The organism is Dyadobacter psychrophilus (assembly GCF_900167945.1).
In the GTDB taxonomy this organism is placed as follows: Bacteria; Bacteroidota; Bacteroidia; order Cytophagales; family Spirosomataceae; genus Dyadobacter; species Dyadobacter psychrophilus.
The window spans coordinates 272465-284175 of record NZ_FUZA01000008.1 but is presented as its reverse complement, the minus strand read 5'-3'; the positions used below and the strand labels follow the sequence as shown (position 1 = coordinate 284175).

8 protein-coding genes are annotated in these 11711 nt (G+C 46.2%); 3 read left to right on the top strand and 5 right to left on the bottom strand.

Going from position 1 to position 11711, the window contains the following annotated elements; genetic code table 11:
- The coding region (locus B5X68_RS24620) for a fibronectin type III domain-containing protein (RefSeq protein WP_212568038.1) at positions 1-2524 on the bottom strand (2524 nt) is incomplete at its 3' end.
- 286 nt (positions 2525-2810) lie between these two features.
- Here B5X68_RS24620 and B5X68_RS24615 point away from each other — a divergent pair.
- From B5X68_RS24615 to B5X68_RS24605, 3 genes are all read left to right on the top strand, one after another.
- The gene (locus B5X68_RS24615; protein WP_082217409.1) at positions 2811-3482 is read left to right on the top strand and encodes a succinate dehydrogenase cytochrome b subunit; all 672 of its coding nucleotides are present in this window, start codon (positions 2811-2813) and stop codon (positions 3480-3482) included.
- Between the two features lie 61 nt (positions 3483-3543).
- Entirely contained in the window at positions 3544-5532 is a 1989-nt protein-coding gene (locus B5X68_RS24610) for a fumarate reductase/succinate dehydrogenase flavoprotein subunit (protein WP_082217408.1), read from the top strand.
- 101 nt (positions 5533-5633) lie between these two features.
- Positions 5634-6386: a succinate dehydrogenase/fumarate reductase iron-sulfur subunit gene (locus B5X68_RS24605; protein WP_212568039.1), complete on the top strand. Its 753-nt coding sequence runs from the start codon at positions 5634-5636 to the stop codon at positions 6384-6386.
- 2 nt (positions 6387-6388) lie between these two features.
- On the opposite strand, the gene B5X68_RS24600 is transcribed toward B5X68_RS24605, so the two are convergent.
- The 4 genes from B5X68_RS24600 to B5X68_RS24585 form a co-directional block, all read right to left on the bottom strand.
- A complete protein-coding gene (locus B5X68_RS24600) occupies positions 6389-7996 on the bottom strand; it encodes a hypothetical protein (protein ID WP_141110404.1) in 1608 nt (535 codons plus the stop codon).
- Between the two features lie 161 nt (positions 7997-8157).
- A complete protein-coding gene (locus B5X68_RS24595) occupies positions 8158-8778 on the bottom strand; it encodes an OmpH/Skp family outer membrane protein (RefSeq protein WP_082217405.1) in 621 nt (206 codons plus the stop codon).
- 97 nt (positions 8779-8875) lie between these two features.
- Positions 8876-9235 carry a hypothetical protein gene (locus tag B5X68_RS24590; RefSeq protein ID WP_082217404.1) on the bottom strand — a complete coding sequence of 120 codons (360 nt, stop codon included), beginning with the start codon at positions 9233-9235 and terminating at the stop codon, positions 8876-8878.
- 11 nt (positions 9236-9246) lie between these two features.
- Positions 9247-11694, bottom strand: a complete 2448-nt coding sequence (locus B5X68_RS24585; RefSeq protein ID WP_082217403.1) for a penicillin acylase family protein — start codon at positions 11692-11694, stop codon at positions 9247-9249.
- Positions 11695-11711 lie beyond the last annotated feature (17 nt).

The following is an 11711-nucleotide window of genomic DNA, read 5'->3' as shown; positions in this document are numbered from 1 at the left end:
AATAGCAGCCTGCAAAGGAAGTAAGCCCTTCGTGGTTGAATGTGGTTGCCAGCGGCGATGGGGGCGTGGTAACGGTGGCTATCAATGCTGGCGTATCGCCTTCGTAACGGGCATAGTAAATGCGGTAAGCCGATACATTCGGGTCACATTCTTTGCCATCGACGGATTGCGGGTAAGTCCAGGAAAGATGGTTGGTCAAACCGGTAGGACTGCAAAAAGCTTCCGGGTGTGCTTGCAGTGAATCACAATTGAGCAAATCTATGGCCAGCACCGGCGGACAGGGCTTGGTTGTGTCCGAGGAGGAAACACACAGGATCTGCGAGAAGTTGTAAAGTATGGATGGCTTGATCTGGCTGTTGTTATAAGACCCAACGGTTTCAACTTTATAACAATAAGTGGAATCGCTGACAATGGTTGTGTTCACAGTTCCGTCGGCTGCATATTTATCGGATCCATCATCTGTAAAGGAGAAAGTCTGCGGGCCTGTTACGGGGACATCTGCAATGCGGTTGAATGTTCCGGGCCTTGTTTTGTCTTCCCGGTAAACCCTGTGGGTGCGGTTGCCATTGTCCCAGGGCACCAGTGCCGACCAGTTCAGCCGGATGCGGTTGGGTTCTGCGGCGCCTTGTTCGAGTCTTACCGAGCTGGCTGTTTTAATGTCGTCCATTTTCACAAGCTGCCCGCCTTGTGTGGCGTAATATTCGAGCTTGTAATTATAAGGGTTAGCCAGTGTGTTGAGCCCGCGGTCTACGAAAATAGTGTCAGGGGCACCTGGGGTAAGGTTTGTATTGATGGTGGCGATCTGTGTGAAAGCCGTTCCATTCTGTCCCACTGCCCTGAACAGGCGGTATTGTGCAGGAAGCCCGGATGAAGCAGCAGGTTTAGTCCATTTTACCGTGATAACCCCTCTTGTTTCGCTGGTTGAATCGACAGTAACATTGGTGATCACCGGTGCAAGCATGGGCAAATTCAAGCAAAACTCGTCAGAAGCAATACTTTCTCCTCCGCCTACTAAACTTCCCGGCTCATTAATGTTAGTCCCTGGACGGGGAAACTCAACAACAAGTCTGTAACTGTAAGAAATGCCGGCGCGGAGTCCGTCACCATTGTTATTATCGAGATATGTAGTTTGATCCACTGCAACCCTTCCGATTTCCTCGTAACCTGATCCTGCCGGGATGCCTGTTAAACACGGCTCAACCGGAATGTCAGAACAGCCTTCTCTTCTATAAATCACAATCCGCGCACCGGGGACGGGGCAATTATAGGCCGTCCAGTTAAGCCTGTAGGCCGTTCCGGCTGGATCTGTCGCTGCCACAGCCCTTAGCCCCAGCACTTTTGGCCCCACAACTTTAATGCTGAGCGTGGTCATGTCCGTCAGCTTTCGGAAGAGATTTGGATTGGTGCCGGGCGCTGGCGCGTCCTCCACCTTGAAAAGCACATCATAAGGTTCGAGGCGGATGTGGTCGCAGCCTGTTTGCCATACAAATTGTCCGGTAACCTGTCCTGCTGCCTGTGAAGGAGCAGTGAAAGTAGCCAATGCGGGCTTGATGAGCGAACTTTGGTAAACACCCCCTGTACTGGTAAGGATCAGCGGGTTTCCATCTTTGTCGACGGCTTTAATCTGCTGATTAATTCGCGTTCCTGCCACCACGCAAATCGGAGGCAATGGATCAATCGTCGGCCTTGCATTGCGGGCATCTTCCACCAGGATCTGCATGTCGCGCACAATCTGGCCGATCCGCACACCATCACGCCACTCTTCAACAACAAAGGCAACGTTATACTGACCTTTGGTTACAGGCGCATCCCAGATCAAATCCCCCGTTACCGCATCAATACTAAATGTTGCAGGAGATGCTCCGGCCTCCGTTCTGCCAGGAGGAGTCACCATATTAGGATCTTTGTAAGGAATGTTCAGCCCGTTCCCTCTTCCGTCACCGCTTTGAGGCGTGAAAAGTTTGAAAGACAAGCTGTCCCCGTCCGCGTCAAATGCATTGGGATTGTGAATATATCGTTGTCCTACGGCCGCCAGGTCAATGGGTGCATTTAACAGGACAGGCGTCTGGTTTGTTCCAATGCTTGTGTTGATTTCCAGTGTCGTATGCACGAAGAAATTGATTCCGTCCGTTTGCATCCCATCCCGCAAATTGAGCGTGTTGGCATTCCGGTTATCCATTTCTACCGAGATCTCGTAACTTCCGGCGGCTGGGAAAGTGAATATCGTAACGTACTCATTGAACGTCGTATTATTTCCAATGTTCCGTATGGTTGCCCTCACCCGATCCACTTTTCTGGGCCCTTCGCTGCCAAAATAAAAATTAATGTCGTTGGCAGCCTCCGCAGCTTGTATACCGGCTGGCGAAACATCGAAATAGGCTGATAAACGTATTTCGTAAGTAAGTGATGAAATCCTTCTGGCCGTGATCTCTCCCGCACGGAAGTGCGTTGCGTGCGCATTAAAAACAGAAAATAGCAAGAACAAAAGTGCAATGATTGGAAGAAGTCGTAAAGAAGGACGCATACGAGTAATTTAATTGATCGCCGTTATAGAAATGTGAACGAAAAATTCTATCAAAAATGTGTATGTTTTTGACGGACAGCGGTCAGTTTGGGATAAAATTTTATAATGTAACCAGCGATTCAGCATCTGGCACTCTTGTGACTAACTAATTCTTCATAATGATTATAAATAATAACCCGCTTTACAAAAATGGACTGGTTTTTTTGCCTTGCATGGGTTTGTGATATACCTTTGAAAGGTTCTAAATATACCTAATTTTTTTGCACTAAAACGATTCGTTTTTGATATGTCGTGGTTTTCACAAACGTTAACGAGCTCCATTGGTAAGAAACTTCTGATGGCTCTTACCGGATTATTTTTGATAAGCTTTCTGGTGATTCATGCCACAATCAATGCCATGATTTTTTATAATGACGGAGGGGAAACCTTTACGCATTGGGGGCATTTTATGGGTACAAATCCCATTGTTCGTACGCTTGAGATCGGCCTGATCGCCGGATTTGTTCTTCATATCGCGGATGGATTTATTCTTTGGAAAAACAATTCAGACGCCCGCCCCATTAAGTATGCTGTAAATAATCCTTCGGCAAACAGCACCTGGTATTCCAGAAGCATGGGGTTACTTGGCACGCTGTTACTGATCTTTTTGGTAATTCATACTGCACACTTCTGGATCCCTAACCGGTCTAACCAGTTTGCGACAGGCGAAGAGCTGAATCTTTACCAGATGATGCTGGATATTTTCCAAAATCCAATCGTGGTGATCATTTATGTGTTGGGTTGTATCTCGTTGTTCTGGCATTTGTTGCACGGATTTAAAAGTGCATTCCAGACTTTGGGGTTGAACCACATCAAATACAACGGTGCTATCAATTTCCTGGGAACGGCTTTTTCAATTGTTATCCCAATTCTTTTTGCACTCATGCCGATCTCGATTTATCTGGGTTGGGTCAACTAAATGCTGCAAGTAGCCGCAGCTATTTTCAATTTAACTTTTCGATTTAAATAACATTCAATATATGGCAACTTCATCTAGTCTGGATGCCAAAATACCACAGGGGCCGATTGAAACAAAATGGAGTAAATACAAGTCTTCGGTTCCGCTTGTAAACCCTGCCAATAAGCGTAATCTTGAAATTATTGTAGTAGGAACAGGTCTCGCAGGCGCTTCGGCTGCTGCAACACTTGCCGAAATGGGTTATAAGGTAAAAGCATTCTGTTTTCAGGATTCTCCACGTCGTGCGCACTCGATCGCTGCACAGGGAGGGATTAATGCTGCTAAAAATTATCAGAATGATGGGGACTCGGTTTACCGTCTTTTTTATGATACAATAAAAGGAGGAGATTATCGTGCGAGAGAGGGAAATGTACACCGCCTTGCCGAGGTTTCCGGAAATATTATAGATCAATGCGTTGCAGCAGGTGTTCCTTTTGCACGTGAGTATGGTGGTTTGCTTTCCAACCGTTCTTTCGGTGGAACGCAGGTGCAACGTACTTTTTATGCTGCCGGACAAACGGGCCAGCAGTTGCTGCTGGGTGCATATTCGGGCTTGCAGCGTCAGGTTGGCATGGGGACAGTGCAAATGTATAATCGCCATGAAATGCTTGATGTGGTGAATATCGATGGCAAATGCCGCGGTATTATCGCAAGAAACCTTATCACAGGCGAAATAGAGCGTCACGGCGGTCATGCTGTATTACTTTGCACGGGTGGTTACGGAAACGTTTTTTACCTGTCGACCAATGCAATGGGTAGCAACGTTACCGCTGCATGGAAAGCCCATAAGCGCGGTGCATATTTTGGTAATCCTTGTTTTACACAAATTCACCCGACTTGTATCCCGGTTTCAGGCGAGCACCAATCGAAGCTCACTTTGATGTCCGAATCTCTTCGTAATGATGGTCGGATCTGGGTGCCAAAAGCAAAAAATGATACGCGCCCGGGAAATGAGATCCCAGAAGAAGAAAGAGATTATTACCTGGAACGTCGTTACCCTGCATTTGGTAACCTTGTTCCCCGTGATATCGCTTCCCGTGCCGCCAAAGAAAGATGCGATGCCGGATATGGCGTAGGATCATCCAAACTGGCCGTTTTCCTTGATTTCGCAGCTGCTGTGGAACGTTACGGAAGAGGAGAAGCTAACAAAAACAACATCGCAAACGCTTCCAAAGAAGATATCACGACTTGGGGCAAGGCTGTTGTAAAAGAAAAATATGGTAACCTTTTCGATATGTATAAGCAAATCACGGGTGAAGATCCGTACGAAGTGCCTATGCGTATCTATCCTGCGGTGCATTACACGATGGGTGGACTTTGGGTTGATTACAATTTGATGACCACTGTGCCAGGTTTGTATGCATTAGGGGAAGCTAATTTCTCTGATCACGGTGCGAACCGCCTTGGTGCATCTGCGCTGATGCAGGGACTTGCTGACGGATATTTTGTAATTCCTTACACAATTGGTTCTTATCTGGCCAAAGAAATTGGAACAGGTAAAATACCAACGGATCATCCGGAATTTGTAAGGGTTGAAAAAGAAGTGAAAGACCGGATCGATACATTAATGTCGATCCAGGGAAAAACATCTCCTGAATTATTCCACCGCCGCCTGGGTAAGATCATGTGGGACAAATGTGGAATGGCGCGCAATCAGCAGGGTTTGAAAGAAGCAATCATTGAAATCCGTGAACTTCGTAAAGAATTCTGGAGAGATGTGAAAGTAATGGGCGGAAAAGACGAGTTCAATCCTGAACTGGATAAGGCAGGACGTGTAGCTGATTTTATCGAGCTTGGTGAGTTAATGTGCATTGATGCACTTACGCGTGAAGAATCATGCGGCGGTCACTTCCGTGAAGAACATCAGACGGAAGAAGGAGAAGCATTGCGTGATGATGAAAACTTCATGTTTGTGTCTGCGTGGGAGCATAAAGCGCAGGAAGAGTGGGAGCTTCATAAGGAGGAGCTGATTTATGAGAATATCAAGATTGCCCAAAGAAGTTATAAATAATGGCTGTCGGCTACCGGCTGTTTGCAGCTGGCTATCAGCTTGTTTCAATATTACTGGTTAATTGCTAACCGTTAACTATTACAACAATGAGTGCAGGTAACATGCATATTAAGCTTAAAGTCTGGAGACAGAGCAATAGCAATACAAAAGGAGATTTTGAAAATTACAGTCTGGACAACGTTTCTCCGGATATGTCTTTTCTGGAAATGTTTGATGTCCTTAACGAGCAACTGATCGAGGAGGGCAAGGAGCCGGTAGCATTTGACCACGATTGCCGCGAAGGAATCTGCGGAATGTGTTCGATGTATATCAATGGCAGGCCACATGGACCGCTGAAAGGCGTTACAACCTGTCAGCTGCACATGCGTTCGTTCAGTGATGGAGACACGATTGTTGTTGAGCCATGGAGAGCACAGGCTTTCCCGGTGATCAAGGATCTTGTGGTAGACCGTGATGCTTTCGACAGGGTAATCTCTGCGGGAGGGTTTGTATCGGTAAACACTGGCAATGCCCAGGATGCGAATAGCCTGCCCATTCCGAAAGTGGCTGCGGACGAGGCATTTGCAGCAGCAGCATGTATTGCTTGCGGTGCTTGTGTAGCGGCTTGTAAGAATGCCTCTGCAATGCTTTTTGTTTCTGCTAAAATCTCTCAATTGGCGTTGCTTCCGCAAGGACAGGCTGAGAGAAGCATTCGTGCTGAGAAAATGGTGGCACAAATGGATGCGGAAGGATTTGGAAACTGTACGAACACCGGCGCGTGCTCTGCTGAATGCCCCAAAGAGATCGGGCAGGAGAACATTGCACGTATGAACCGCGAATATATCGGCGCTAAGCTTTCTTCAACAGCGGTATAACATTAAGGTGCATACGCATCGTTGAACCAGGTGGAAGAAAGCCACGGCTTTACATTCTTATCGACAACAATGGTGTCTTGAATTGAAATAAAAGAAGTTTGATCAGGGAGATATACTGAAACGGTGTATCTCCCTTTTTGTAACCAATCGTACAGAATGCTGGCCGAAAACTGGTTCAACTCCTTTCGAACCGGAAATACAAAGCTCCCCTTTTCTGATCTTAGCACAAGGTAAGATTCTTCCGGCAAACCGGGATCCCCCTGCCACTTTACAGCATATTTATGCTTCCTTTTCAGGATTTTCAGTGATGGTAGGCTCACGTTATCCCGTTGCATGCTGGATAAAAAGGTATTTTGGATCAGAGGATTATCGGGTGATTTTACGCCGAGTTCTTCCAATGCATTCATTCTTTGCTGAAAAGGCGTAAGTAAGTCTTGCGGACTGTTTTTCAAGGACAAATAATCTGCTTTTCTTACAGTTTTATATTCCAGCATTTCGGGGTAATAACGCCAGAAAAATACCAACCAAAGGCTCAGACAGGCCATACTGATCAGGTTAAGGCACAGGTCCATATGCCTGCGTGAAAGTTGTAATAACACCATATTATAAGTGGCCAACAAACACAATGTGGAGATCACTTTATACCGGTTCTCAACGTAAGAGCCCCTGCCAAAGCTGATAGCAATGGCCGAAAGCAGCCCAAACAAAAACACGCCAACAAGGAACAGGCTGCCGGGGTCACGTCTTAGCGCCCTTAACCCGGTTCTGCCGAGGCAAAAGTTAAATGTTGAAATAACCATAAATCCCGCAATGATCGGAATGAGCTGGGTGCCTTCTTCCTGAATGTCAAATGTGCCTCCGATTACGCCCAGGATCGCTTGGGGCATTTTCACCAGGTTCTCCGAAATGCTTGTGTTCCCGGATGTTGGCAGATGGTAGGAATAAAAATAAAGTGAAACAGAGGCCGTTCCTGAAAGCAGCGTAACCAGGCATTTAGCCATACTACGGCTCGTTATTGCGATCAAAAAGAGAACCGGCCATATCATTGGCCCTGTCCCGCTCGCAAATGTGGTTAGGAAAGCGAAGACAATCCCGATGCAATTAATGAAAACGTTGCTCCGCGTCATCAGCCAGATTGCTACGCAAGCAAGCGCAATGACGGCCAGGTTTTGCAGCGAACTAGTTGCCCAGAGCAAGCTGCCCATATGCTGGAAATGAAGCGATAGCAGGATGATTGGAACAATGGCCAAAATGTTTTTACAGCTTTTATACGCTTCAACACAAAAAATGCCGGTCATCAAAAACAGGCTGGCGCTTCCCATTAAGATAAGGTGCCGTAGATTGGTACACCCGAAAACATAATAGTCCAGCAAGACCACCAGCCGGGCATATACGATCCGGTGCTCGTTATGCTGCCGGAAAATGAAATGCAGCTTTTCTTCTATGGAATCAGCTCTCAGATATTGGATAATGAAATCCAGCAATGCATTATAGTCATCGATAAATGGAATGTCTAGCGCCGCATCGAATAGGAAGAATACCAATGTTGCTATACAACACATAGCAACCAAAAGCCAGATTGGCCGTGAATGTTTGAGAACTGCGGACATTAAGTTTAATTATTAGCGGAGGGAATAATGCTATTTATTAAAGCGGCAAGGTCGCAGCCAAATCCGATTATTAATAGGTGAGTTTGAATTAGCCTGAGGAACATAAAAAAGCAGGCCGCTAAACATTTAGCGGCCTGCTTTCATTTTTACTTTAATATGGCTTACTTCTTTTTAGTAGAATCAGCTTTCGATGTATTGCTTCCTTTGTATTCTTTGTTCAAGCCGTCAAGGATTTTTTGTGTTACATCCAAAGATGGATTGGCAAACAAAATCCCGCCGCCTAATGAGTAACCCAGAACATATTCAAAACCATTCTCTTTGTTGTATTTCTCAATGTAAGAACGGATGTTTTTATAAAGCTCTTCGTTTTTCTTAGCCTCTTCCTGGCCCAACGCTTGTGCAGACTGGTCACGGTAAGCAACTAAATCCTGTTGTTTTTTCATCAATTGCGCCTCTGTTGAACGCGCTTGCTCAGGCGTCATTGTTTGTGCTCTTTGCTGAAAAAACGCAACCTCATTTTGCAATGAACGGCCTTTTGTATTCAATTCATTTTCAAGTTGGAAGTTTTTATTTTCCAGCTCTTTTCTTGTATCCTTAAAGAATTCGTAGTTTTTCAACAAAGAATCAACCTGAACATACACAGTTTTACGACCTGCCACTACACCACCATCTGCTGCTGAACCTGCATCTCCGGAAGGTTTACCTGAAAAATGTAAAAAGAATAACACCGCCACAGCCAGGGAAAGCACGATGTTCCAAATTAATGAAGTATTGTTGTTCACGTTTTTTGAGTTTTGTTTTTTTGAACGAGCCGCAAAGATAATAATTTGTGTTTAAGTACAATGAATATCAGGCTCTGTGTAATATTTCCGCCAAGTTTTATAATGATACGCTTTTCGCTGCGTCCGCAATGAATATCCTGCGGACCAGCTGCCCGGATAATCCAGCCAAACCGCCCGTTAACCCGCCTATCAATGCTGAAACCAGCAGGAGCACAACGCCATTGGGCAAAGAGAATATTCCCGCAATCCGGTCGGACATGGCGCCATCGGAGACAAAATGTAAATAAAAGCCATAAGCCATCCATAGCACTGTGATTAAAGCGAATCCGGTCCAGAAAGCATTAGAAGCGCTGGTGTGTCTGATTAAAAAAACTAAAAAAGGCACGATTGCTACAACCCACCACGGGCCGAATAATTGCAGTAATGCCGTGACCAATATGATGATAAAGAAATTCATAGCGGCGGAGATTAAGGTTTTTGAAGCTTCACACTGGATATCATACGCGGGTGCTTTTGGGATGGTTCAAGTAGATAAACCAGCTCATTGAGCTCGCCATTTTCCCATTTTTTAAGCAAATTCAGGTAATAAGGGCTCCCGGGATTCCCCGATTGTCCGCCTGGATAAATGCCGTAAGCCCGTGGAACCGGCCCCAGTTCAACCACCATCCGCCAGGAAGGCCCATTCCGCTTGGTGATGGCATTCACAATGCTCCGGCCACCGCCCACTTTCAAAGCCGGTGCATTGAATGGTTTCAGGCTTCTGCTCAAATGCCTGATTTCCGTGCCTTTTACTTGTGCCCACTGCCACGACTGGCTCATCGGCCCGTGCCGGACGGTTAATGTGTCGATGGCGGCTTTAAAGCTGGCTGCGGTGAGGTCGGCCAAAGTTTCCTTTTCTGGCGTAGTAATGTTATCGAACCATTTTTTATTGGGCTCATTTAAAATCATATATAATGTTCGGTCGCGCGTAGGATATTCCAGGCCTTCGCCAAATTCATCATTCCATATTTTAGCATTTAACAAAGGCATCCATTCTTCGAAGATAGAAGTGGCGACCGACTCAGGCGTGTTCTGGTAATTCCAGTTGGCCAATGTGATTGCAGCCGCTTTTTGGGCCGGGGTTAATGTGGTTGATTTTAGAGTTTCCAGTAATTTGGGTAAAATGTTTCTGGCCAAAACACTGAAATTGTCGTTTTGTAACATTCTTAAACTATCGGCATTTGCGCGTGTCATGGCTTTCAGGCGTTCATTGATGCGCACGCCGCGTTCCGTTGGTGCAAAAACCCAGTTGATAAAATAGGGGTACGAAGGGTCTGTGGAAGATTGGTTTGCGCTGCTTACGAACCCTCTTTTTGGGTTTTTAACATAAGGGTTCTGAGCCGCCGGAATCCAGCTTTGCCAGTCATCGGCTGCATTAGTGCCATCCAGGACGAATTTCCCCTGTTCCTTGTATTTCAAAGGCAGTTTTCCGTTTACAGTAAGCGCAATGTTCTTGCTGTTATCCGCGAAAACAAAATTTTGCGCAGGCCCCACATAAAAGGTCAGTGCCTTTCGGTAGTCGTCATAATTTTTAGCCTTATTGAGCTCGTAAAACGTCATAAAGCTGTTTCCGGCCTCATGCCCGATCCATTTCACGGCTAATTCAGGATATTTTCCGGAGCTCTTATCCGTTTCCGTAACCGGGCCGTGATGTGTGTAAATGACCTCTTCCTGATATGGCTGCGCCTGGCCCTTAACCATGATACTTTCAATCCGTTTCTTGGTCGGTTTCCATTGATTATTATGCCAATAATGCATTCTGGATTGGTCCTTGAATTTAATTTTATATAAATCAAAAACATCAGCGTCCGTATTGGTAACACCCCAGGCCACATGCTGATTGAAACCTATAATCACACTGGGAATGCCGGGAAGCGACACGCCATACACATTCATAGACGGCGAATGCAGCTGGACCTGATACCAAATGGAAGGCAATGTCAGTTCAAGGTGCGGATCATTGGCGAGAATGGGATAGCCGGTAATGGATTTCTCGGCGCTTACTGCCCAGTTATTGCTGCCTATCCCTTCCTGTTTCGGCTCTCTTTGTAATAATGAATTCGGTGTGCTTTTAAAATGCGCCAAACTGTCGCCGCTTCTAATAATTTCGGGTTTTTTAGGGATCGTTAGCGGCTCAAAATCCCAATCCGTGCCGGCAGGGATCACCGGGCTCTCCTCGAACATTGGATAATCAGGAAACAGATCATTAACTACTTTTTCACCATATTTTTTCAGGACATTGCTCATATTAAGCTCATTGGATCGCCCGGCCAATGTCAATGTCATCTGTTCCAGCATATACATGGTATTGATCGGTTTCCATGCTTCCGGCTTGTAGCCGAGCAATTTGAACTCGATTGGATAATCTTTTGGCGCGAGCTGATGAATGTAAGCATTTACGCCCGCTGTGTAGCCAAGCAATGCTTCCCGGGTTTTTGGGTCTTCCATCGCGACTTTAATATTGGCTTCCGCGCCATATCCCATTCCCAGCCGACGGCTTTGCTGATCCATTTCCAATGTTGCTTTGCCCAGCACTTCGGAAAGTCGCCCGGAGGCAGCACGGATCTGCAAATCCATTTGCCAAAGCCGGTCTTTTGCAGTTATAAAGCCCTGCGCATAAAAAAGGTCAAAATCATTTTTGGCAAAAATATGTGCGACGCCGGCATCGTCGAAACGGATGGTCACCTCGTCTTTCAGTCCATTTAGTTTGAGGATCGTTTCGCCATTCTTTTCAACGACCCGGTCACCATTCTGCCCGAAACCCGTGAACGGACTCAAAAACGGCCCTAACGCGGGAGCCGGGCCGAGCGGCTTGTTCAGGAAATAGACAAGGCAAATTGTCGCAACGAGTGAAACAAAAGCTTTCAAATACTTCATAGAGGGAGAATTGGGTG

Coding starts and splice junctions, on each gene's coding strand:
- B5X68_RS24615 (WP_082217409.1), top strand. CDS start 2,811: ATGTCGTGGTTTTCACAAACGTTAACGAGCTCCATTGGTAAGAAACTT.
- B5X68_RS24610 (WP_082217408.1), top strand. CDS start 3,544: ATGGCAACTTCATCTAGTCTGGATGCCAAAATACCACAGGGGCCGATT.
- B5X68_RS24605 (WP_212568039.1), top strand. CDS start 5,634: ATGCATATTAAGCTTAAAGTCTGGAGACAGAGCAATAGCAATACAAAA.
- B5X68_RS24600 (WP_141110404.1), bottom strand. CDS start 7,996: ATGTCCGCAGTTCTCAAACATTCACGGCCAATCTGGCTTTTGGTTGCT.
- B5X68_RS24590 (WP_082217404.1), bottom strand. CDS start 9,235: ATGAATTTCTTTATCATCATATTGGTCACGGCATTACTGCAATTATTC.
- B5X68_RS24585 (WP_082217403.1), bottom strand. CDS start 11,694: ATGAAGTATTTGAAAGCTTTTGTTTCACTCGTTGCGACAATTTGCCTT.